This is a genomic window from Marinobacter sp. B-21 (assembly GCF_056857895.1).
In genome coordinates this window covers 14,323-36,610 of record NZ_JBSXNZ010000080.1, presented here as the reverse complement: position 1 = coordinate 36,610, position 22,288 = coordinate 14,323, and the positions used below count along the sequence as shown (strand labels likewise).

Genomic DNA, 22,288 nt, shown 5'->3' with positions numbered 1-22,288 from the left:
ACGGAAGCTCTGCTAAGCTCAGCACAACGTCACTTTTAACGCAAATACCCGGAAATGACCGCAACCCTTTTCCAGATTCTGGGCGGCCTCGCCCTGTTCCTGCTGGCCATGGAAATGATGACCAACGGCCTGAAAAGCGCTGCGGGACAGCAGTTGCGCCACATGCTCGGCCACTGGACCAAGACGCCACTAAGAGGGTTCGCGGCAGGCGTTCTAATCACCGGGATCGTTCAGTCTTCCAGCGCCGTCACGGTTGCCACCATCGGGTTTGTCAACGCCGGCTTACTGAGCCTTGCGCAATCACTTGGCGTTGTCTTTGGCGCAAACGTCGGCACCACTATGACCGGCTGGCTGGTAAGCCTGGTGGGGTTTGGCTTCAAGATTGAGGCTTTTGCCATGCCTCTTCTGGCCGCCGGGATGGCGATGAAATTACTGGGCCGAGAACAGCGAAACCGGTCCCTGGGGGAAGCACTGGCGGGGTTCGCGCTGTTTTTCCTGGGGCTCTCGATACTCAAGGAATCCCTCGGCCAGTTAACCCTCGGCTTTGACAGCACAGAGGTCCTCGACAGTGGTTTCGGCCTGCCACTTTTCATTCTCTTCGGGTTTCTCGCCACCGTTCTGATGCAATCCTCAAGCGCAGCCCTGGCCATCATACTCAGTGCGGCAGCCAGCGACCTCTTATCACTACAGGACGCTGCCGCTGCCGTCATCGGAGCCAATCTCGGCACCACTTCCACCGCGGCCATTGCCGTTCTCAAGGCAACAGCCAACGCCAGACGCCTTGCCCTGGGCCACGTTATTTTCAATCTGGTAACCGGCACTATTGCGGTGCTGATTCTACCGCTGATGCTTTGGCTGGTGACCACCGTTACAATCTGGCTGGCACTCGACACCAACGCCGCCATGTCCCTTGCCATTTTTCACACCCTTTTCAATCTGCTTGGCGCTGCCATCATGCTTCCGCTGTTGCCGAGGTTTGCGCGGATTCTTGGCCGCCGGTTTCGGAGCCGGGAGGAAGATAGCGCCGAACCTCGCTTCCTGGACAATACCCTGATAACAACGCCTGAGTTGGCTGTTGGCGCGGTAGACCAGGAAATGAAGCGTCTGCTGGGCATGAGCCGGGGATTGTTGCGGGTATGCCTGGACCGGGAAGATCTGATGCCGGATCAGATCCGCGCCAAGTCAGAAGCCGTTCTGAGTCTTAACAACGCGATTACCGAGTATGTCTCCCGGCTGCGCGCTGAAAAAATGCTGCCATTAACCGTGGATACCCTGACCCAGACCATTCGCACCTGTCGGTATCTCGCCGAGGCCACGAATCTGGCTCCGGCACTCCTCCAGTTGCGGCGCGCCTGGAAACTGCCGCAGTTAACCCCGCTCTCGGCAGAAACGGAACGTTTTATGGGGCTGCTCCGGGATATGGTAGCCTCGGAGGCAGTATCAGCGGAGACGTTCGGGGAAACCGAAAAGGTCTACCACGTACTCAAATCCCGAATGCTTGCCATGATCGTGACACGGGAATTACCTGCGATTGCCGGGGAGCGAACCCTGGACGATCTGAGCTCGGTGCGGCGGCTCTTTGATCAGTGGTACAAGTCCCAGGCCTGGCGCCCTTCGTCCGTTCTGCTCAACGGCGATTTTCAGTCAGAGGGACCGGAAAACCGGACGTAACAGTTACGCCCCCTCTGTTTGGCCTGGTACATGGCCTGATCCGCCTGGCGCAAAAGCTGGTCACCTTCCAGATCAGCGGCTTGCGAGAATAGTGTGTAGCCAATACTGCCCGATACTTCCACGCTGTGATCCATCACCCACGTGGGCTCCGCTATCCGGCCAAGCAGACGTACCAGCAAACCCTGTAGCGCTGCCTCATCCTGGACATTCATGACGATGGCCGCGAACTCGTCACCTCCCAATCGGGCCAGGGTGTCCTCTTCCCTGAGCACAGCGCGCATTCGTGAGGCAATCTCAACCAGCAACTGGTCGCCTGCCTCGTGGCCGAAAGCATCATTGACCGGCTTGAACTCGTCAAGATCAATATAGATCACCGCAAGTTTGCCACTCTGCCGGCGAGTCAGGGCCATGGCCTGCTGCAGGCGGTCGGAAAACAGCACCCGGTTTGGCAGCCCCGTCAGGGCATCGTAGTGGGCCATGATCCGAAGTTTCCGCTCCTGCTCCTTCAGGCGCGTAATATCGCTGAAGATTCCGACAAAATGGGAGACTTTGCCGTGATCGTCACGAACGCTGCTGATCGTCATCGAAAGGACCAGGGGCTCACCGCTGTGACGCCTGGCGGCAAACTCACCGGACCAGAACCCCTGTGCACAGGCACTGGAAAAAACGCCACTGCCCTCATCCAGCGGCAAGGGTGGTAAACGCTGAATGGTCCGCTTCCGTGGGCGACCTGTGATGGCAAGATAGGCATCGTTGGTATCGATCACCATACCGTGGCTGTCCGTAATGAAGATCGCCTCACGGGCGTATTCAAACACACTCGCGGCAAGGCGCTGACGCTGCTCGGCCTGTTTCCTCGTTGTGATGTTGTACCAGGAGCAAAGGATAAAGGTTTCCTGCTCACCCTCACCGTGAACCGGCGCCATGGTGACATCCACCCAGACCTCAGAACCGTCGGAGCGGTGGAGCAGCCACTCAAACTGCTCTACATGGCCATCACCCACCCGGGTATTTATCTGCTCCATTTTCTGCCGGGATATCTGCCCATCAGGCTGAAATTCGGGAGAGAAGACCGCAAGATCCTTCCCGTACAGTGAAACGCTTGTGGTGTACCCCAGCAGATCGGCCGCTGCACGGTTGGTATCGACAAAGACACCCCCCTTTATAAGCAACGCCGGCTGTGGCCAACCAGAAATCAGCCGTCTCAGACGTTTCTGTTCCGACGCGAGCCGACGCTTGCTCTTGCCGAGCCATAAGGAGCTGGCAAGCAACAGAATAACCAGAACCGCAACCGTGAAAACCCAGAGACGATACTGGTGCAGAACATCCAGCCAGGTGACCCGTGGCATCTGGTCGTAGGGTGCCACGCGCAGCGTTCGGGCCAGGTATTCCACGGACTGATAATCCGCGGGCGGGGAAAACCCGGTAATGCCGGCCGCCACCGCAACTTCGTCTTCCGGCTCAATGGCAAACAGCGCCGATGCAACCCGGCGGACAACTCGTTCGTCTACGTGGGGCAAAGCCACCAGCGGCCACTCCGGGTAGAGGCGTGTGGAGACAACGTAGGGAAAACCCGCCAATTCCTGCCGATTCAGGATTTTGATTTGCGTAAAAAGATCGGGGTTGGCTTTCGCCATTTGCTCCAGAATGCCGGTGCGCACAAAACCGACATCCGCATCGCCTGCCAATACCGCCCGGACCACCCTGTCGTGAGTACCGAGAAACCGAACCAGATTCACCTTGCGGATATCAATGCCGTTATCCTGCAATTCCAGAACCTGAGCCTGGTATCCACCCAGAAAATGCATCCCCGGCGCGGCAATGCTTTTGCTCCGCAGATCCTCAAGGCTGTTGATGTCCTGGTGCCGAGCGCCGGTGAAAATGACGCCGCCAAGGCTGGAAGTGGAACGGTTTCCGGAACGTCGGACGAGAGTAGCCAATACGCCGGTCAGGCTGCGTTCACTGCGGATCAACAGGAAGTGACTCGGATTGGTCAGAAAAAAGTCCAGCTCGTTCGCGGCAACTGCGCGATTCATATTGCCCTGACTGAGCACTTCCAACCTTACCTCTGAGCCCACCTCGCCGGAGAGGTAACGGGCCAGAGGCTCAAAGCGCTCACGGATAATGTTGTCGGGCCGATAGGCAAAGATACCGAATGTCAGTGTTTCCCGGGCACTGGCAACGGTGGCGGTCAGGCACCCGGTGGCAACCAGTAGCATCGGGATCAGCGAACAGCGGCGAGCCTTCAAGGCAGACTCCTGGGGAGAAAAGACGGGTCACTCAAACGCTCAAAGCCGGGCTCGTTCCGGATCATTCCCGTTCTGAGCATCAGCTTCGACAGAGAACGGGCCATGGTTTCCACCCGCCCTCCCTGGGAAAGATAACGCTGGTTCGCTGCGAGGTCCGGCAGCATCACAGTCGCCAGCGCACTCTGAACATCCTCCGGTCGTATACCCTGATGGTCTGCAACCCGATACACCGCATCGTGCATGCTACGAACCAGATGCCGTAACCCTCTGAAGTGGGCCATGACAAGATCCCGAACGGCATCCGGGTTTCCGTCCGCTGTTTCCCGGGTGACCACCAACAGATCAAAAATGGTTTCCGGAATATCACTGCTGTCAAAAAGCCGGATCCCACCTTCCCGCTCCAGTCGGGTCGCAGTCGGCTCATAAGATACCGATGCGTCGACATCACCCCGGGACCAGGCCTCCGCATGCTCGCTGACAGGCAAATCGACCGGGACGACATCGCTCCGGCCAAGACCTGCCAGCTCAAGAATTTTCAGCAACATGATGCCGGAGACTCCATTGACTTCAACGGCGATCCGTTTACCCCGGAGTTCCGCCAGCCCGGTAATAGAAGGCCGGGTAATCAGGGCATCCGCACCGGCAGACACATCGGTTACGGCAACAACAACCAGCTCGGTACCTTCCGACCAGACCCGGATGGTCTCATCCAGCGTTAGCGCTGCGCCATGGAGCTTGCCTGACAATAGTCCGGCCATGGAATCCTTGGAGGAGGCGCCGGAACTCAGAACCACAGACCCCGGCATCCAGCCGAAGTCCCGGGCCAGATACAACGGTTCGTACCCAATCCATGGATGGACCCCGAAGGCCAGGGGATCGGACCTGTGGCAACCGGACAGTCCGGTCGCAAAGAGACCGGCGGCTATCGATAAACCAAGAAAGTCACGGCGCAGCATCGGGTTTCCGGGCAAAGTGGAGACAGTTAACTTTTGTCGATGGACGGTAGTTTACTGTGTGACATATTACCGGCAAAACCGCAACTTGCCTTGCAACGTGTCAATTTATCCCAGAGCCAGAAACACCCCCATCAGCACTGGCGACAGAAACGAGAGCAGAAAGCCGGAGGCAATGGCCACTGGAACGCAGGCCAGGCCACCGCTGCTTCGGATCACCGGTAATGTGAAATCCATGGCTGTTGCACCGCCGTAGCCAATCGCCATTGCCGGCCGGCCGGCAATCAGCAGGGGAATGATGGCGAGTGCGACAATCTCCCTGAGAACGTCATTCAGGAAAGCAACACCGCCCCAGGCCGGACCCAGGGCATCGCCAATCACGATACCGGACAGCGAATACCAGCCGAAACCGGACACCAGGGCCAGGGTATCGTGCCAGGACAGGCCCAGCCACGGCATCAGCGCAACTCCTGCCACCAGTGAGCTTAGCGTCAGAGTAAGCGCGATACCCAGACCCTGGCGGTTCATCAGCAGCTTGCGCAGTGACAGGCCGGCGTTGCGCAACTGGAGCCCGATGAGAAAAAGCAGCAGCATCAGAGCCCAGGTGGCTACCTGTTCCGCCATCGGCATGTCCGGCAACAGGTAATATCCGGCAAGCAGGCCGGCCATCACCGCCAGCAAGGGTTTCAGGCCGGCGAGAAACAGCCGGCGGTAACCCGGACTGACATCGCCCTCCGGACGCTCAACCGCCATCGGCTGCCAGCGGTGGAACAGCCAAAGACCAACCATGTTTGCGACAAACAGGACCAGCACCAGTGCCAAAACCTGTGTTGCCATGCCACCAAGCTGGGCCGCCAGGCCCTCCATCTGGCCGAGGCCAAGGCCGAGCAGCGCCAGGATGAAACAGACCAGTGTCTCGACCGTATAATGAATCACCGTCATGAGCCTGCGATTTTCAAGGGAAAGGGCAAACCCCAGGAACAGGGGCGCCAGGATAAGCAATGCTCCGGTCAGCATGGTGTCCTCGAAAGGGGGAAAGGAGGCTATCAGGCCAGGGGATCGAACTGGTCGGAATCGGCGTCAGGTCTGCCTGCCTGCTCGCCCCCGGCCGTCCCGATCCTTCGGGCCAATCGCTGGGCAGTAACGGACCAGACGGCATAATCGCCAGGGCGGGGCTCATAACCCTTGCCCATCATAGTGCCCGCGACACTGCGCAATACCGATTCGGCACGGGCCTGGGTTTTCCAGGGGCCACGGCAGAATTGGCCGTCGGGGCGACCCTGGTCTGGCCCTGCCAAAGCCACCAGCCCCCAGAGACCGTTGCCGACAGGGCGGATGTGCAGCTCTATACGATGGCCATCCCTGACCATCACAAGCTCCCTGAGCGGGCCGCGACCGTGAAAATAGTGGAGTTTCATGGTGCCGGCCGATCAGTGCAGAACATGGCCGGACCGTTCCTGAACCAGCACCCAGGGCGCGACAACCACCGCCCATAGTTCGGCATTGCGGTCGTACCAGGCTTGCGCGATGTCAGGCGCAACCTCGCCAACCTGGCCCTCAGTCATCCACTGTTCAAAACGGGGCTTGTTGTCGGCTGCCAGTTCGGTAGCGACCTTCAGCAGATCCAGCTCCGGGGCCACCATCACCACCTGGCCCCGGGCAAAATAGGTTTGCAGGTCATGCCAGTGGATGCGGGAGGTCTCGAGATTCAGTTTCGCTTTCAGTTCGTCCCGGGACGGGGAGGATGACATAATTACCTCTTTCATCAAACGATGGAAACGATGGCTCAGACCGGCCAGACTACCGGAAATTGTCCCCTGCCGCATCTGCCAGAATCTCGGCGATCTGTTCTGCCAGGGTCATGGGGTCGAATGGCTTGGGATCTGGCCGCTGCCCCAAGCTCCGGCAAGCCAAAAGTGCCCGCCGAACCAGAGAGCCGAGACATCGCCGCTTATCTGTGAAGCGAAGCCAAATCAATTCTCCTGATGAAGGTGTTTTGCCACACATGCAAAATCCACTATTCTCCGCCCAATGAAACCAGGTTTGTGCCCGCCCGGATCTGACTGGAGCCGGCACCGGTCTTGGCCTGGCCATTACCCGGGAGCTGGCCACGCTGATGGATGGCGAGGTGGGCTACTATTATCAGCAGGGCGCGCACTTCCGGGTGGAGCTGCCCGTAACGGATACTGAAACGCCGGAAAGCGGAGGCCACCATGAAAACGCCTGATCTGCCGCACGATGAAGCGCATCGCCTGTCAGCCCTTGATGAGCTTGCGCTTCTCGATACACCGCCGGAGGAGCGATTTGATCGGCTTACCCGGCTTGCGGCCCGGACTTTCGGCGTTCCGGTCGCCCTGGTGTCGCTGGTCGACCGTAACCGACAATGGTTCAAGTCACGGTATGGACTGGAAACCCCGGAAACCGCCCGGGATATTTCCTTTTGCGGCCATGCCATTCTTCGCGAGGAACCCCTGGTTATCGAAAACGCCCTGAACGATGAGCGGTTCGCCGATAACCCATTGGTGACAGGGAATCCGAACATCCGATTCTACGCCGGTGCTCCGCTGCACGACCGGCACGGTCACCGGGTAGGCACCCTGTGCGTAATCGATAACAGACCGAGGACCTTCACCGGGGGCGATAAAGCCACCCTGCGGGATCTGGCCGATCTGGTTGAACGCGAATTCGGGCTCGGGGAACTGGGCAACTACTACGAAGAGCGCAATCGGGCCCTGAACATTCTGACCGAGGTCGCCCTGGATACGGAGGGCGATGCCGGCCAGAGAGCCACCAGAGCATTGGAAATTGCCTGCGACTACCTAGGCCTTGAGACCGGGATCGTCAGCCGGATTACCGGCCGCGCTAACACCGTTCACTGGCATTTCACGCGCCTGGAAGGAACCCTTGCCAATGGCAACACGCTTCCCCTGGAGCGCACTTATTGCTCGCTGATGCTGGAAACCGGACAGGTTCTCGCCATAGACAACATGGGCCAGTCGCCTTATCACGCTCACACGTGCTATCAGGTCTTCGGCCTGGAAAGCTACCTGGCTGCGCCCGTCTGGATTGACGGCGAAATTTTCGGGACCATCAACTTCTCCGCCCGGCACCCCAGAAGCCGGCCGTTCAGTGCCACCGAGAAAATGTTCGTCACCCTGCTGGCACGCTGGGTTGCCGATACCATCTATCAGCAGCAGCATTCGGAAACCCTGAACAAGCTGGTAACCCAGACACCCGGCATGCTTTACCAATACCGGCTCTGGCCCGGCGGCCACAGCACCTTTCCCTACACCAGCCCCGGCATTCAGGACATTTATGACGTCACTGCGGAGGAAGCCGCGACAGATGCAGCTCCAGTATTCGGGCGAATTCACCCGGAGGACCTTGCCGGCGTTTCAGAATCCATTCGGGTCTCCGCTGAAACCCTCGGTAACTGGCAACATCAATACCGCATACGCTGGAAAACCGGGGGCTGGCACTGGGTTGAAGATCAGGCCAAGCCCGAAAAGCTGCCCGACGGCAGCGTCCTCTGGCACGGCTACATTGCCGACATTAACGAGCGCCACAAGATCGATGAAATGAAAAACCAGTTCATCTCCACCGTGAGTCATGAACTGCGGACACCGCTTACTTCGATTTCAGGATCACTGGATCTGATTCTGGGCGGTGTCACCGGGCCGCTGACCGAAAAAACCATCCAGATGCTGGACATTGTCCGGCGCAACAGCGATCAGCTCAGACACCTGATAGACGACCTGCCCGATATCGAAAAGCTGTGGAGGTGAGGCATCAGGGGCCCGGTGTGCCGGAGAATAATGTCCGGGACCGGGCATTCCAGAAGTTTGCCCAGGCGAACGCTGCCGGTTTTTTGTAAGCCAGCCAATCTTCAGGCTGGCTTACGCTCAGGCAGACTTGAGCATTTCCCGCACCACATAGTGCAGGATACCGCCATGCCGGTAATATACCGCCTCGTTGGCGGTATCGATCCGTGACTTCAGCTCACAGGTCTCGGTTGAACCATCCTTGTATTCCACGGTCATCTTCAGGGTCTGGCCCGGCTTGATATCGCCCGACAAGCCTTCGATGCTGATGGTCTCCTCACCGGTCAGTTTCAGGCTCTTGCGGTCCGTGCCTTCGGGGAACTGCAACGGCATTACGCCCATCCCGATCAGGTTGGAGCGGTGGATGCGCTCATAGGATTCGGCCACTACGGCTTTCACGCCCAACAGGCGAGTGCCCTTGGCGGCCCAGTCCCGGCTGGAACCGGTGCCGTATTCCTTGCCGGCAATCACCACCAGCGGCGTACCCTGCTCCAGGTACTTCATGGCAGCGTCGTAGATCGGCATTTGATCGCCGGTGGGCACGAATTTGGTGAAACCGCCTTCCACGCCATCGAGCATCTCATTCCGGATCCGTACGTTGGCGAAGGTGCCACGCATCATGACTTCGTGGTTGCCCCGGCGGGAACCGTAGGAGTTGAAGTCTTTCGGCTCGACGCCATGCTCCTGCAGGTATTTACCGGCAGGGGTGTCCGGCTTGAAGGAACCGGCCGGCGAGATGTGGTCGGTGGTTACCGAATCGCCCAGCAGCGCCAGGATGTTGGCGTTCCTGATATCCTCGATGGCTTCCGGCTCTTCACCCAGGCCTTCGAAGAACGGCGGATGCTGGATGTAGGTGGACTTGTCGGACCACTCATACACCTTGCTTTCCGGCACCTTGATCGATTTCCAGGTGGCGTCGCCGTCGAAGACTTCCGCATACTCCTTGCGGAACATGTCGGTTTTCACCTTCTCCACGGCCTCGGCAATCTCCTGCTGGCTGGGCCAGAGGTCTTTCAGGTACACCGGATTGCCGTCCTTGTCCGTGCCCAGGGAATCCTTCGACAGATCCAGACGGACGTTGCCGGCCAGCGCATAGGCCACCACCAGGGGCGGCGAGGCCAGCCAGTTGGTCTTCACCAGCGGATGCACCCGGCCCTCGAAGTTGCGGTTGCCGGAAAGCACCGAGGCCACGGTCAGGTTGCCATCGTCAATCGCCTGCTCCACTTCCTCGGGCAGCGGCCCCGAGTTACCGATACAGGTGGTGCAGCCGTAACCCACCAGGTTGAACCCCAGTTTGTCCAGATCGTCTTGGAACCCCCCTACCCGAAGGTAGTCGGTGACCACCTTGGAACCGGGTGCCAGTGAGGTCTTCACCCAGGGCTTGGTGCTCAGACCTTTCTCGACGGCTTTCTGGGCGATGAGGCCCGCGGCCATCATCACGCTCGGATTGGAGGTGTTGGTACAGGAGGTAATAGCGGCAATCACCACCGCGCCCGGGTCCAGCCGGAACTTTTCCCCGTTCATGTGAAGCGGCTGACTGGACGGGTGCTCAAAGTAAGCGTCCTGGGCGCCAACGGCTGTTCCACCGCCCTCGGACTCAAGATTGGCCTCACGGTTCTCGGCAGGCCCTTCGGCAGTCTCCATCAGCAGCTCGAAAGACGATTTCATATTCTTCAGGGCGACCCGGTCCTGGGGCCGCTTGGGCCCGGCAAGGCTGGCCTCCACCTCGCCCATGTCGAGCTCCAGGCTGTCGGTGTACACCGGCTCATGGCCCGGCTCTCGCCACAGCCCCTGGGCCTTGGCGTAGGCTTCCACCAACTCGAGCTGGTCGTCCTCACGGCCGGTCAGACGCATGTACTTGATGGTTTGCTCATCCACCGGGAAAAAACCGCAGGTGGCGCCATATTCCGGAGCCATGTTGGCAATGGTGGCCCGGTCTGCCACCGGCATGTCTTTCAGGCCGTCGCCGTAGAATTCCACAAACTTGCCCACCACGCCTTTCTTGCGCAGCATTTCAGTCACGGTGAGCACCAGATCGGTGGCGGTGATGCCTTCACGCAGCTTGCCGGTGACCTTGAAGCCCACCACTTCCGGAATCAGCATGGAGACCGGCTGGCCCAGCATGGCCGCTTCGGCTTCGATACCGCCGACACCCCAGCCGAGGATGCCGAGGCCGTTGATCATGGTGGTGTGCGAGTCAGTTCCCACCAGGGTATCCGGGTAGGCAATGGTCTTGCCACCCTGCTCATTGTGCCACACGGTCTTGCCAAGGTATTCCAGGTTTACCTGGTGACAGATACCCGTACCCGGCGGCACCACACGGAAGTTGTCAAAGGCCTGCTGTCCCCAGCGCAGGAACTCGTAGCGTTCCTGGTTGCGCTCCATTTCGATGGCCACGTTGTCCCTGAACGAGGACGCATCACCAAACCTGTCCACCATCACCGAATGGTCGATCACCAGATCCACCGGCGACAGCGGGTTAATCATGGCCGGGTCCTTGCCCGCGGCCTTAACCGCTTCCCGCATGGCGGCCAGGTCGACAACCCCGGGCACGCCGGTGAAATCCTGCATCAGGACACGGGCCGGCCGGAACTGGATTTCGGTCTCGGAATGGCGGTCTTTAAGCCACTGCACCATGGCATCGATGTGGCTCCGGTCGACCGTAGTACCGTCTTCGTTGCGCAGCAGGTTCTCCATCAGCACTTTCAGGGAAAAAGGCAGACGGTTGAGATCGCCTAGGGTGTCCGCTGCCTTGGGCAGGCTGTAGTAGTGGAAGGTCTTACCGCCAGCATCGAGGCTGGAAAGGGTATTCAGGCTGTCTTTGCTGAGACTTTCATTCGACATGTGGTGCCTCCTTTTTCGTCGTTGTCCGCGCACTCCGGAAGGCTTGTTGAGAAGCCCTTTCATCAGCGTCCCTGCCGGAAAGCCGCCCCGGAACCGGACAACAGACTGATGGAAGGACTCCCGAAGGAATAGCCATCTTTAACTATTGCAGCAATTTGCGAGAGTTCAACCGCTGGCTGCTGAATGTTCGGAATGCGTACGGTGAATATCAGACCAATGTCGGACAACCTGCCGGGTTGAATACGCCCGGAATCTGACAATAGCCTGCCTGTTAACTGGTTTGCTGCGATCACCCGCGACATCTGTCATCATGAGCTACCGATTTTCTGATGGACCGGGACACGCGCACCTGTGAAACACGATTGCCACTACCACCCGGGCGACCCCGCCAAATGGCACTGTGGAGAGTGCCAGATTCACTACTGCAGCCGCTGTATGCCCGATGCCGACACCCGGCAGCGCCGCGCACTCTGCCCCCACTGCAACAAGGCCATGCGTTACCTGGGGGCGGCTACTGAAGTGGTACCCTTTTGGCAACGACTCGGTGCGTTTTTCCGTTATCCCTTTCATACCGATCCACTGATCGTTGTCTCCATTTTCACCCTGGTGCCGGTGATCGCGCCGGCCAACCTGATTGGTATTGTGATCTGGCTGGTGCTCGCGCTTGCCCTGTTCAAGTACACCTATGCGGTCATCAATCACACCGCGGAAGGCCACCTGAAACCACCCCCGGTGTCCGTCGCGTTCACCGGCAGCGGTTTTGACATTGTCATCCTGCAGCTATTGGTTTTCGTTCTGATGGGCGGACTGGTGACTGCTGCGACCATGCTCGGCGGCCCGATCCTGATGCTGCTGGCCCTGGCTTTTGTGATCCTGGCGCTGCCGGCCAGCATCATGGTGCTGGCCATGGAGCGCTCGGTGGGGGCGGCGGTGAATCCGATGAATCTGGCGGTGCTGATCTCCAGGATTGGCTCACCGTATTTTCTGCTCTACGGTTACCTGATCCTGCTGACCCTCGCCTCCGGCGCCGCCCAGGACTTTGCCGTCAGTCATTTCCCGGTGTGGGCGGCCCGGCCCCTGGCCGGCTTCCTGAACAGTACCTTCACCCTGATCCTGTTCCACATGCTCGGTTACCTGCTGTTCCAGTATCAGGAAGAGCTGGGATTTGCCTCGGACATTCAGGATGAAGCCGCCGGCCAGGATACCCATCAGCGGGATCGTACCGCACGTTTCGACGCAGACATCGACATGAACCTGAAAAACGGCAACTACGACCGGGTTCAGAGCATGCTGAAGGAAGCCCTGAAGCGGGACCGGGACAACGCCCTGCGGATCGGCCAGCTGTATCAGCTGCTCACAGCACGCAACGATACCGCGGAGCTGTACCGCTATCACCCCAGAATCCTGGGCTGGCTGGCTGACCGCAACGACGGTGAAAGTATTGCGGCCCTGCTGAACACCCTGCAGCAGGCAGAACCGGGTCTCAAGGTTGAAGATCCCGAACTGTCCGTGCGCTGTGCCCGGTCTTTGTATAACCGGGGCCAGTTCAAACCGGCTTTGAGGCTGCTGCAGGATTTCCATAAGCGCTTCCCGGACAGCGAACAGCTGGCGCCGGCGTACCTGCTGGTGGCCCAGACTCTGGCGAACGGTTTATCCCAGTGGGAAAAGGCAACCGCCTTCCTGACATTTATCCAGAAGCGATGCGCTAGTCACCCACTACAGGAGCAGATTGCGACTTATCTCAGGCAGGCGGAGAACCGGGAACCCCTGAAGGGGCCAAAGGCCCGCTTCAGCGTGTCGGAGTGAGTGGATTCGGAAGCGACAATCAACGGAAACCGGTACCCCAGGATGGGGGAACCACGGACAGCTCAAGAGAGACACCGGACCTGCTTCACGAACCGCGCCCTGATGAGCTATTCTGGTTTTTTTGATATTTGGCAAGGCTGAGATCTGAGTGGTCGAATATTCTTTGCCCTTCCCGTAGCAGTAGGTGGCTTATGATTCGTAGTTCTCGCCTGAGGAATCTGGTGTTGGCGCTTGGCCTGACAACCTCCTCCCTCGCACTTGCGGGTTCGACAGACGATGCAATGGACCAGCTTAACGCCATCATGGCGGATGATGAGAAACGGCAGGCCAGCTACGAGGCGGGGCACGAGCGCATTCGATTCTGTGGTTATTGCCATGGCGAGGATGGCAATAGCAAGCGGGATTACATTCCGAATCTCGCGGCACAGCATCCGCTATACCTCTTCAACCAGTTTGAAAAGTTCCGGGCCGGCACCCGCGAAGACTATGTGATGTCGAAACTGGCGAAGACGCTTTCGCTGGAAGAGCGGATTAACATCGCGGTTTACTACAGCCAGCAGACTGCCAAACCCCGGACCGGTAGCGACCCGGCCCTGGCAGAAACAGGCGGAAAGCTATTTGCTGGGCGGTGTGCGGCGTGCCATCAAAAAGACGCTCAGGGCTTTCGTGATATGCCGCGGCTTGCGGGGCAGCCGGCGGAGTATCTTGAGATTGCCTTGGAGCGGTTTCAGGACATGGATCCCGAGAAGCAAAGCACGCCCATGATTGGGATCGCCGCGACTTTGTCAGAGGGGGATATTAAGGCTTTGGCTGAGTATCTGACGGAGAGGTAAACCCGCGTAGCTCCATAATGAGCGGGTGGGAACGGAAAACCAGAAAACGCCCCCTGGGGATCGTTTTCTGGCCTGAAGTTAACACCAATTATGGCGGATCAGAACTTCACTCCGGCCCACAACCAGGCCTTGTCCGTATCGACACCAAAGTCATCGGCCGAGAAACTGGCGAACTTGGCGCCCACACTGCGGTTCTCATCAATGGCATACGTCGCCCGAAGACCGAGTTCGCTGCCATAATCAACACTATTCCTATCACTACTGAAGTCCCGATAGACCACCATCAGCTTGACCCCGTTGACCGAGGTCGCAACGGACGCATGGATATCCTGCAGGCCGTCCACCGGGGTTACCAGGAACTGATCGGTCCAGCCGTTCATGGCGTGAAGCGTCGCCAACGGTGTCTGGAACGCATTGCCGTCATCGGAGCCGAGGGTTTCCACACCCGCCTTAAACGTCACTCCCAAGGCTGCTAGTCCTGCGTCCAGGAGCCAGTAGTCCACATCAAAACTTTGGGGATTGTCCCCGTAGTCGCTCTGGCGCGCATACTCAAGTGTGTAAACGGCCTTAACCCCCTCGGTAATGGCCGTTCCTCCATCGAAACGCAAGCCAAGGGTCTGCGTAGACAAAGAGGGTAAATCGGTAAAGTCCAGCAGGTAGCCGTAACCCGTCACCGTGCCTGCTGCCAGCCCCTCATACTGAACATTGAGCACCGGAGCACGCATGCGGAAATCACCCACCGGACTCGCATCTGAAAAAATTCGATTGGCATTATACAAATAGCCTGCGGTTATCCGTGTATCCCGAAGCGAGGTGTTAATGGCGGTGAACCCGTCAAAGGTCTGCTCATTCTGACGCCAGCCAACGTTGCCGATAAAGCGATGGTTGTCCAGCGCAAGACGCTGACGGCCGTAGGTCAAGGTCGTATCCGCCAGACCGCGATAGCGCAGGTAGGCCTGGTTGACCTCGGTTTCTGTAGGGTCGGCCACCACCGAGTGGTCAACGGTGCCGTTGACGGTGCTGTTGTAGTTCTCATCACCTACCGCAGTGACGTTCTCAGCCTCCATGAATAACTCGAACCCCTGATACTGAGCAGTGCGGTAACCCAGGCGTGTGCGGATGGTGGAGGCTTGGGCATTATCAAGCGGGTTGTCCTGGTCGACAAACTCGTAGCGATAACGAATATCAGCCGACGCTGTGCCAGAGGTCAGCGCATCGGTAATGCTTTGCGACGCCACCGGAGTCGCTGTCGAGACCAATAAAATGCCGAGCGGCAAAACCGGCAGCGACAGTTTCCGGGCGCGCGAACTGAAGAGCAGTGATCGTTTTTTCATCGGTATTGTACCTTGTGTGCTGGCTAACGGGTTGCTGACAAACAGAAGCGGATGAAGCTGTGCGAGTCTAGGGCGCTTCAAACCGTACCAACCTTGATGAAAGTCAGCCGAGAGCTCTGACCACCCGGTAAACGGCATATAACAGACCAAAATACCTATAAATAATAACAACCTACCCACATGGTGGTACTTGTTTTAACCTCTCAATCGCTCGTGATGATTAATATCTGCGGATAAGTCCTCAAAAATGCGCGGCTTCCAGAATCTGCTGATAGTGGCGGGCCTTGGGCGTCATCTGGCGTTTCTCAAATTCTTCAGCCAGTAGCCGGCAGGCTTCAGTAGTGAGCAGTTCGTCACCGGTGCTTCTGAGCCGTTCAAAGGCTTTCTCCGCTGCTTTGAGATCATGCTGTTTCAGGCTGCTGAACAGCACCCGGTTATGATCTTCCGCCGTTAATGGATGGTGAGGTTCCCCTTTAGCCAGATACTCCTGCCAGATGGCAATCGTCTGCTCCGGCTGGCGACGGCCAAGGGCATCATTCATCAGCTCCCTGGCACGGTCGCGGTATTGCGGCAGGTCTGGCCGGAGTTTGGCCAGGTGGTAGAGATGTTCCAGCAGGATGGGCCGCTCCGGATAATGCTCACGCAAGGCTTCGAACTGGCGGCGGGCCAGATCAAACTCCATTCGGCCGAGGCTGGCCATGGCCTGGGCATAGCTGGTGGTGAAGCGGGCGTCCTGTTCCTCTTCTTTGGGCTCGAAGAATTCCTCGCGCACCTGCAGCCAGCTTTTGCCCAGCAGCCAGACCAGGCTCGCGCCGGCGATCAGGCCGCCGGCGTGGGCCATGTAGGCGATCCCCGTGGCACCGGCAAACCAGTAATCGTAGATTTCCTTGCCCAGCCAGACCGGCAGTATGGCGATGGCCGGCGCCCGGAAATAGTTGAAATAAACACCCAGGAAGTAGAAGAACCGGATTTTCCGCAAGCCGTAAATGGCCACGTACATGCCCATCAGCCCGGATATTGAGCCGGATGCTCCCACCAGAGGAACGTAGCTGCCGGTGGAGAACGCAGTGAACACCAGGCCGGACAGGGCGCCACACATCAGGTAGGCAAGCAGAAACTTACCCGGCCCCAGAGCCTTCTCAACCGTGAAGCCCAGCAGAAACAGGAACACCAGGTTACCGATGATATGGCCCCAGCCCCCATGCAGGAACTGGTAGGTAATCAGGGTATGGAGTGACAGATCAGCAGGTACCAGCCCGAGCTGGTTGGCACTCAGCTTCTGGAGGTAATTCAGCTCAATGGCACTGCGCTGCTCCTGCCAGTAGGCCCGCTCAGCCTGCGCCCAGATCACATCCTGGTTGCGCAGCAAGTATTGGTGGAACTCCCGGTCCAGCAACAGGTTGGCCGCCAGCCAGACGTTCTCGTTTGCCTCCCGGAGTTGCTGGAACCGCTGGAGTTCGTAAATCCGGCTCTGCTCACCTTCGAACCGGATCTGGCGTTGCAGATAATCCTCGTACGCCGGTGCTTCCAGAACGTGGAGCTCGGCATCCAGATATTGCTCAACCGCCAGTTCAAGCTTGCGGCTGTCGCCGCCCTGGTAGAACAGGAAAACCAGCAGGCTCGCCATCATCAGACCCAGGGTGACCCAGGGCGGGCGCTTCCAGTTGATCGCGTTTTCGGCGGGGATAATCAGCATGGGCGGTCACAATTCATCATAATCTGTCCCGGAAAGTGTGTTTTTTACCACAGCCACGCCTTCTTTTCGCGTTCAAATGGAATCCGGTGCAAAGGTCGCCCCGGGTCAATACCGGAAATGTGCACACTCCCTTATCGACCATTCGCCAATTGCCGTTATTCCTGCTCCCGCCAATAGTGAACAGGAATAACAAGAAAAACCGGATACCCGAAACAAGGATTCTTCAGATGACCATACTCGTATTGGACAACCCGGAGCTAATTGCCAAAGCAGCGATTGCAGCCGGCTTCACCCCTTCGGCCTTTGAGGCCGGGAGCAAGCGACCACACCGGATGAAGTTTCATTACGGCTTCAACAAGCACTCTCTGGACAGTGAAGACCTGGCGTTCCTGAAACAGCATGCCGCCTACCTCAGGCAGCATCCTTCAGTCAGTATCAGGGTCCATGGCCACTCGGACAACTTTGGCCCGGAAGACTACAACCGGTTCCTGTCCCGGTTGAGAGCAAACGCGGTGGCAAAAACCCTGGTGCGGGAAGGCGTCCCAGAGCACCGGATTCTGGTGGCCCATTGGGGCGCGGGTCGCCCACTGGCAACCCCGGAAGACCATGCGGCCAATCGACGCGTTGAACTGGAATACCTGACCCTGGATGTGGCGCAGGCTCTCTAGCAGCCTCTCGAACGAAAAGAAGGGGGCCTCGCCTCCTTCTCTGTAACTCCGCCTCTGTCGCTCCGCCGTTCCTGCCAGTGACCGTAGCTTCAGCCGTAAACCTGCCAGACATTCCACAGCAATAATACCGCAGCAACCAGTATCGCCAACCAGGTCAGCAGAATGCCGATCATCCGGGCCTTATGGAGTCCACCGCGGCCATTGATCATGCCCCAGGCATGGAGAAGGCGGCCGACGACCAGCGCCATACCTGTCCAGTAGATCAACCCACTGGCCACACCGTTGAGCTCTGCGATAGCCAGCATGATCAAACCCAGGGGGGCATACTCAATCAGGTTGGCATGAGCCCGCACCGCGGCCTCGAAATCCCGGTCATCAGCAACGCCAAGTCCCTTGCGGTATTTCAGGCGGAACCTGACAACCCGGGCCGACAATACCAGCAGAAGAATACCAATAACTGCGGCAAACACTCCGGTTACGGGTACGATCATGCTCAGGCCTTCTTGATTGCGCTAACGATGGCCAGCAGCAGGATTGCGCCAACGGTTGCCGTCACCAACTCACCGACGGCACCCTGGGCCGCCAGCCCCAGCAGGCGAAACACAAAGCCGCCGAGGAACGAGCCAACAATACCAATACCGATATTGGCCAGAACACCAAAGCCCCGGCCTTTCATGATAAGTCCGGCCAGCCAGCCGGCGACACCACCAATAATCAGAAACAGAATCAGATTCATCTCTTGCCTCTCCCTGAGGGTCGTTGAACGAAACGATTATTCCCGCAAAGACTGCCCTGTTTCCGCTGGTGCTTCAAGCACTTCCGGTGGCCGGATCAGAGGGTGGCAATGGCTTCCGCCATTTGCCGGTGACAGCGCGCCGTCAGCTCGGGAATATCCCCGATGGTCAGGCCTTCCGTCTCTACCGGAGGCAGAACCCGGACGGCGACCGACTCACGCCGGCCGCGCCAGCCAATGGCCTTATCACGGTACTGCTGGATGCATACCATGGTGATGGGGGCCCCGGATGCGACAGCGGCGTGAAAGGCACCTTTCTTGAATTTCTGGAGTCCGCGGCCCCGGCTACGGGTTCCTTCCGGGAACACCCAGAGGCTTTTCCGGTCTCCCGCGATGGCGCTGGCGGTGGCCTGCATGACGGCAACGGCTTTGTGGGACCGGCCCCGGTTGAGGATAACGTTGCCGCCGAGCCAGAACACCTGGCCAAAGAAAGGCACCCAGACCAGTGCGGATTTGCCAACAGTCACCGTGCGCGGTGGCAGCAGATCGCCTATCACGAACAGATCGTCATTGTGCTGGTGGTTGGCGATGACCACGGTGGGCCGGCCTGTCGGTATGTTCTCGCGCCCTTCGAGGGGCCTTTCCATGCCAAGAAGTGCCCTGCCCACCCGGGCCACAGCCCAGCCCAGCAAACGGTTGTTGTCCGGGTTGAATGGCCGGGCAACATACAGCACCATCGCAAACAGACAGATGACCGGCACGCTCAACCACGCCAGGAATTTTCTGATAACGCCCATGTAACACAACTCTGCAACCAAATTATGGCGCACAAGTGTACGCCAACCTTATATCCTGGTGACAGTGTCAATTTGTTCCCGGGGGGCCGTGATCCCGGCGGCTCGCGCCCGCACCACGTACCTGAGGGGGCCACCCGCATCGACACTGTTGAACGGATAGCAGGTCACCAGCAACAGGGTGCCACCCGGTAACCGCTGGGTGTCAATCAGCTCTGAACGGCTGTCCACCACACGCGTGTTTTCGACACGGTAACTGCGCCACCGGCCATTGCGGCCCTGAAGCCTGATTTCGTTGCCGGTCTCCAGCACATTGAGGCCACGAAAATGGGTGTCCCGGTGCCCGGCAATAATCACCGCCCCGTTGCCATCGTCGTCGCCGGCCAGCCGGCCGGGCCCGAACGCCAGGCTCTCGCCGTGAGTGTCGGCCAGAACGATCATCGAATCGTTCAGCTCCGGTATGGCCAGGCGGGCAACCGGCCAGGTGTCCGCCCAGGGCCAGGGCCGTGATTCCGTCTGCCGGGCCTGGCTCTCTGCCCAGGCAACCTCAAGCATTTCCTGGGCCAGCACCGCCTTGAGCGGAATCCACAACCCGAATACCAGCAAGGTAGCAGAGCTGGTCATCAGCAACAGCAGCAGCCTGGTCACGGAAACGCCCTCCTCTGCAGCAGCACAATCGCGACGGCGAACATCAGCCCGACAAGTCCAAGGGCGATCAGCACGGGCGCGGCGGTTGCGGTTTGCGGATACCGGAGCATTCCCGCCTCGCTCCCCGCCGGCAACAACGTGGGCAGGTTGTCCGGGGCCAATGGCGTTCCCGCATCCCGAACCGGGGTTGTATCCACTGCCACAAAACTGGTGTAGGCCGACATCAATCCATGAGCGACCGCCAGCTTCGTAATAGCCGCTTTGTCAGGCTCCTGGCCGGATACCCTGGCCTCATCCTGCAGACTATCGATTTTCTCTCTGGCCCAAAGGCGATATAGCCCGGTTCCCGGTGCTGCCTGCTGCAGATCCAGGGTTTTCCGCCAGTCCTCGCCACCCGGCAAACGACCCGACACCTTGAGTTCTCCCATGGCCGAAACACCACGCGCCACGTGAATCAGCGGTTCGCCCTGAAACAGATCGCCGGCGCGTCGGGGAAAACTCTCAACACCCGCCTCCTGGCCAGGCCACTGCACCTGGATATCCGTCAGAACCGGTGCTTCCATGGCCGAGAACAGCGCTTGCAGAGGCCCGCTCAGATCCGACGCCGAGTGAATCGCGGTATAGGTACCCCGGCCCCAGCGAGCGGCTTCCCGCATGAAGTGCCGGTTCGGGGCCGAACCGATGCCCACCGTAAACAACCTCTGGTCACCCAGCTGCTGACGGATCTGACGAAACAGGCCGGCTTCATCGCCCACCGCACCATCGGTGATAAAAATCACCTGGCGTACCCGTGGTGACTCCTCTTCCCTGCCCTCGCGATCCTGCAAAGCCAGCGACAGCGCCGGTGCCATTTCGGTGCCACCATCGGCCCTCAGGCGAGCCACATACTGACGGGCACGGGCAAGGTTATTGCCGGTGGCGACCTCCGGCTGCATGAACAGGGCGTGGGTCTGGCTGTTGAACCGGATCACATTGAACCTGTCCCGGGGTGTCAGGGTTTGCAGACCCGCCTGCAAGGCACTGCGGGCCTGGCGGATGGACTCCCCGGCCATGGACCCGGACGTGTCGATCACGAACACCAGCTCCCTGGGCAGAACGCGTTTGCCGATTTGACCCGGCACCAGCATAGCCAGCAGATAATCCTCTCCCTGCCATGACTGATGAAATACCGCCGCAGAAGGCTCCCGGCCCGCCCGCGGCCGCCAGCGCACCACAAAATCCCGATCCATCAGAATACTGCCCTCAGCGGGCCGCACCGTGACCGCCAGGCCATCCTGGCTGGCCTGGCTGGTTGTCAACTGGTGGGACGGACTGGAAACCTCCTCCAGCAGCAGTCCGGCATCAATCAACAACTCAATCGACGCCCGGTGGCTGTCCCCTGCCACATCGGCCGGCTTGACGGTAAAGGGGCTAATGGCATCGGCATCCGCCACCTCGGTCGTAGGCAAAGCCCAGCCACCCTGCCACTGATCCGTTGAAGCCCGGATGGGTGTTCCGGGCATATAACGGGGCGTCAGCGTGGTGGGAAGACTCAGCTCAAACACCCCGGCCTGATACCCCACCGGCTGCTGATAATTCAGCTCCACCGACACCGTCTCCCCCGGCGGAATATTGGCCACCCGGGCGGTGAACAGATTCGGGCGCTGCTGCTCAACATTCGCCGCATGCTGCCCGGCCTGTTTCGCTTTCTCATAGGTTCGCCGGGCCATCTCCTTCGGTTGCACCTTGCCCTCAATCGTCCGCTCCCCCACCTTCATCGTCAGGCCATACACACTGGCCTTCTCCGGCAACGGAAACACAAACACCCCCTCCCGCCACTGGTCACTGGTGTTCCGGAAACTGCGCACCAGCCGGGTGTCGGCAATCAACCCGCTGACCCGGATATCAAACTCACTGCCCAGCACCAGCGCCGGTTCCTGCCACTGACCCTGGCCATCGACAAAGTGAAGCTGGCCGACGTTGTCTGTTACATTCGCCTCGGCATAAAGAGGATGCACAAACAGCATCAGCAAGACAGCGAACCAGAGGCTTACCCCCTCCCAAACACGCCTGGAGTTAAGTTTCTGAAAGCGCGTAAAAACTGAGGCAAGTGCGCGGCTCTTTCCGAAAACGGGGGAGTAAAACCGTAAAAGGGAGTTAGAAAGCATCATGGCGGAATCCTTTTGACTGCATGACTGAGCGAAACACCCCCATTTCAGCAATCCGGAAAGGAACTCCCATGGCAGAATGCGACAAACC

The 22,288-nt window shown here is 59.1% G+C and carries 19 protein-coding genes; 6 read left to right on the top strand and 13 right to left on the bottom strand.

Annotation, left to right across the window (positions count from 1 at the left end):
* The first annotated feature begins 54 nt into the window (after positions 1 to 54).
* Complete coding sequence (locus AC13C0_RS13065; RefSeq protein WP_482954524.1) at positions 55 to 1,671, top strand: Na/Pi cotransporter family protein; 1,617 nt, start codon at positions 55 to 57, stop codon at positions 1,669 to 1,671.
* Here the strand turns inward: AC13C0_RS13065 and AC13C0_RS13060 are convergent.
* From AC13C0_RS13060 to AC13C0_RS13040, 5 genes are all read right to left on the bottom strand, one after another.
* Entirely contained in the window at positions 1,641 to 3,920 is a 2,280-nt protein-coding gene (locus AC13C0_RS13060) for a PhnD/SsuA/transferrin family substrate-binding protein (protein ID WP_227539264.1), read from the bottom strand. The genes AC13C0_RS13065 and AC13C0_RS13060 overlap by 31 nt on opposite strands.
* Positions 3,917 to 4,876, bottom strand: a complete 960-nt coding sequence (locus tag AC13C0_RS13055) for an ABC transporter substrate-binding protein (protein WP_117618721.1) — start codon at positions 4,874 to 4,876, stop codon at positions 3,917 to 3,919. Before AC13C0_RS13055 ends, AC13C0_RS13060 begins: the two co-directional genes overlap by 4 nt.
* Before the next feature lie 105 nt (positions 4,877 to 4,981).
* On the bottom strand, positions 4,982 to 5,890 hold the full coding sequence (locus AC13C0_RS13050; protein ID WP_117618722.1) for a LysO family transporter: 909 nt from the start codon (positions 5,888 to 5,890) through the stop codon (positions 4,982 to 4,984).
* A 29-nt stretch (positions 5,891 to 5,919) separates the two neighbouring features.
* Positions 5,920 to 6,291, bottom strand: a complete 372-nt coding sequence (locus AC13C0_RS13045) for a PA4575 family protein (RefSeq protein WP_117618723.1) — start codon at positions 6,289 to 6,291, stop codon at positions 5,920 to 5,922.
* Positions 6,292 to 6,303: 12 nt separating this feature from the next.
* Positions 6,304 to 6,624, bottom strand: coding sequence for a DUF2288 domain-containing protein (locus AC13C0_RS13040; protein WP_117618724.1), 321 nt, complete (start codon positions 6,622 to 6,624; stop codon positions 6,304 to 6,306).
* A 365-nt stretch (positions 6,625 to 6,989) separates the two neighbouring features.
* Between AC13C0_RS13040 and AC13C0_RS13035 the strand changes: the two genes are divergently transcribed.
* Together AC13C0_RS13035 and AC13C0_RS13030 are read left to right on the top strand one after the other, a co-directional pair.
* Positions 6,990 to 7,100 (top strand): hypothetical protein, encoded by a 111-nt coding sequence (locus AC13C0_RS13035; RefSeq protein WP_341580806.1) that lies wholly within the window; start codon positions 6,990 to 6,992, stop codon positions 7,098 to 7,100.
* Positions 7,087 to 8,658 (top strand): GAF domain-containing protein, encoded by a 1,572-nt coding sequence (locus AC13C0_RS13030; protein ID WP_482954523.1) that lies wholly within the window; start codon positions 7,087 to 7,089, stop codon positions 8,656 to 8,658. The genes AC13C0_RS13035 and AC13C0_RS13030 overlap by 14 nt, the downstream gene beginning before the upstream one ends.
* 117 nt (positions 8,659 to 8,775) lie before the next feature.
* On the opposite strand, the gene acnA is transcribed toward AC13C0_RS13030, so the two are convergent.
* Entirely contained in the window at positions 8,776 to 11,538 is a 2,763-nt protein-coding gene (acnA, locus tag AC13C0_RS13025; RefSeq protein WP_117618726.1) for an aconitate hydratase AcnA, read from the bottom strand.
* A 351-nt stretch (positions 11,539 to 11,889) separates the two neighbouring features.
* Between acnA and AC13C0_RS13020 the strand changes: the two genes are divergently transcribed.
* On the top strand, positions 11,890 to 13,344 hold the full coding sequence (locus AC13C0_RS13020; protein ID WP_482954522.1) for a hypothetical protein: 1,455 nt from the start codon (positions 11,890 to 11,892) through the stop codon (positions 13,342 to 13,344).
* Between the two features lie 191 nt (positions 13,345 to 13,535).
* Complete coding sequence (locus AC13C0_RS13015; protein WP_341580810.1) at positions 13,536 to 14,177, top strand: c-type cytochrome; 642 nt, start codon at positions 13,536 to 13,538, stop codon at positions 14,175 to 14,177.
* Between the two features lie 98 nt (positions 14,178 to 14,275).
* Here AC13C0_RS13015 and AC13C0_RS13010 read toward each other — a convergent pair whose 3' ends face one another.
* Positions 14,276 to 15,511: an alginate export family protein gene (locus AC13C0_RS13010; RefSeq protein WP_227539265.1), complete on the bottom strand. Its 1,236-nt coding sequence runs from the start codon at positions 15,509 to 15,511 to the stop codon at positions 14,276 to 14,278.
* 241 nt (positions 15,512 to 15,752) lie between these two features.
* The gene (locus tag AC13C0_RS13005) at positions 15,753 to 17,207 is read right to left on the bottom strand and encodes a rhomboid family intramembrane serine protease (RefSeq protein WP_117618729.1); all 1,455 of its coding nucleotides are present in this window, start codon (positions 17,205 to 17,207) and stop codon (positions 15,753 to 15,755) included.
* Between the two features lie 227 nt (positions 17,208 to 17,434).
* On the opposite strand from AC13C0_RS13005, the gene AC13C0_RS13000 reads away from it, so the two are divergent.
* Complete coding sequence (locus AC13C0_RS13000) at positions 17,435 to 17,875, top strand: OmpA family protein (RefSeq protein ID WP_482954521.1); 441 nt, start codon at positions 17,435 to 17,437, stop codon at positions 17,873 to 17,875.
* 89 nt (positions 17,876 to 17,964) lie between these two features.
* Here AC13C0_RS13000 and AC13C0_RS12995 read toward each other — a convergent pair whose 3' ends face one another.
* From AC13C0_RS12995 to AC13C0_RS12975, 5 genes are all read right to left on the bottom strand, one after another.
* Entirely contained in the window at positions 17,965 to 18,366 is a 402-nt protein-coding gene (locus tag AC13C0_RS12995) for an MAPEG family protein (protein ID WP_117618731.1), read from the bottom strand.
* Positions 18,367 to 18,368: 2 nt separating this feature from the next.
* The gene (locus AC13C0_RS12990) at positions 18,369 to 18,611 is read right to left on the bottom strand and encodes a GlsB/YeaQ/YmgE family stress response membrane protein (protein WP_117618732.1); all 243 of its coding nucleotides are present in this window, start codon (positions 18,609 to 18,611) and stop codon (positions 18,369 to 18,371) included.
* A gap of 95 nt (positions 18,612 to 18,706) precedes the next feature.
* A complete protein-coding gene (locus AC13C0_RS12985; protein WP_117620370.1) occupies positions 18,707 to 19,405 on the bottom strand; it encodes a lysophospholipid acyltransferase family protein in 699 nt (232 codons plus the stop codon).
* 48 nt (positions 19,406 to 19,453) lie between these two features.
* On the bottom strand, positions 19,454 to 20,050 hold the full coding sequence (locus tag AC13C0_RS12980) for a class GN sortase (RefSeq protein WP_117618733.1): 597 nt from the start codon (positions 20,048 to 20,050) through the stop codon (positions 19,454 to 19,456).
* Entirely contained in the window at positions 20,047 to 22,056 is a 2,010-nt protein-coding gene (locus AC13C0_RS12975) for a marine proteobacterial sortase target protein (protein ID WP_482954542.1), read from the bottom strand. Before AC13C0_RS12975 ends, AC13C0_RS12980 begins: the two co-directional genes overlap by 4 nt.
* Positions 22,057 to 22,288 lie beyond the last annotated feature (232 nt).

Excerpts from the sequence above, each read along its gene's own strand:
- AC13C0_RS12995 (WP_117618731.1), bottom strand. The coding sequence starts at position 18,366 with ATGATCGTACCCGTAACCGGAGTGTTTGCCGCAGTTATTGGTATTCTT.
- AC13C0_RS12975 (WP_482954542.1), bottom strand. The coding sequence starts at position 22,056 with ATGCTGTTTGTGCATCCTCTTTATGCCGAGGCGAATGTAACAGACAAC.
- AC13C0_RS13035 (WP_341580806.1), top strand. The coding sequence starts at position 6,990 with ATGGATGGCGAGGTGGGCTACTATTATCAGCAGGGCGCGCACTTCCGG.
- AC13C0_RS13045 (WP_117618723.1), bottom strand. The coding sequence starts at position 6,291 with ATGAAACTCCACTATTTTCACGGTCGCGGCCCGCTCAGGGAGCTTGTG.
- AC13C0_RS13000 (WP_482954521.1), top strand. The coding sequence starts at position 17,435 with ATGACCATACTCGTATTGGACAACCCGGAGCTAATTGCCAAAGCAGCG.
- AC13C0_RS13040 (WP_117618724.1), bottom strand. The coding sequence starts at position 6,624 with ATGTCATCCTCCCCGTCCCGGGACGAACTGAAAGCGAAACTGAATCTC.
- AC13C0_RS13010 (WP_227539265.1), bottom strand. The coding sequence starts at position 15,511 with ATGAAAAAACGATCACTGCTCTTCAGTTCGCGCGCCCGGAAACTGTCG.
- AC13C0_RS13005 (WP_117618729.1), bottom strand. The coding sequence starts at position 17,207 with ATGCTGATTATCCCCGCCGAAAACGCGATCAACTGGAAGCGCCCGCCC.
- AC13C0_RS13015 (WP_341580810.1), top strand. The coding sequence starts at position 13,536 with ATGATTCGTAGTTCTCGCCTGAGGAATCTGGTGTTGGCGCTTGGCCTG.
- acnA (WP_117618726.1), bottom strand. The coding sequence starts at position 11,538 with ATGTCGAATGAAAGTCTCAGCAAAGACAGCCTGAATACCCTTTCCAGC.
- AC13C0_RS12990 (WP_117618732.1), bottom strand. The coding sequence starts at position 18,611 with ATGAATCTGATTCTGTTTCTGATTATTGGTGGTGTCGCCGGCTGGCTG.
- AC13C0_RS13065 (WP_482954524.1), top strand. The coding sequence starts at position 55 with ATGACCGCAACCCTTTTCCAGATTCTGGGCGGCCTCGCCCTGTTCCTG.
- AC13C0_RS13050 (WP_117618722.1), bottom strand. The coding sequence starts at position 5,890 with ATGCTGACCGGAGCATTGCTTATCCTGGCGCCCCTGTTCCTGGGGTTT.
- AC13C0_RS13055 (WP_117618721.1), bottom strand. The coding sequence starts at position 4,876 with ATGCTGCGCCGTGACTTTCTTGGTTTATCGATAGCCGCCGGTCTCTTT.
- AC13C0_RS13030 (WP_482954523.1), top strand. The coding sequence starts at position 7,087 with ATGAAAACGCCTGATCTGCCGCACGATGAAGCGCATCGCCTGTCAGCC.
- AC13C0_RS12985 (WP_117620370.1), bottom strand. The coding sequence starts at position 19,405 with ATGGGCGTTATCAGAAAATTCCTGGCGTGGTTGAGCGTGCCGGTCATC.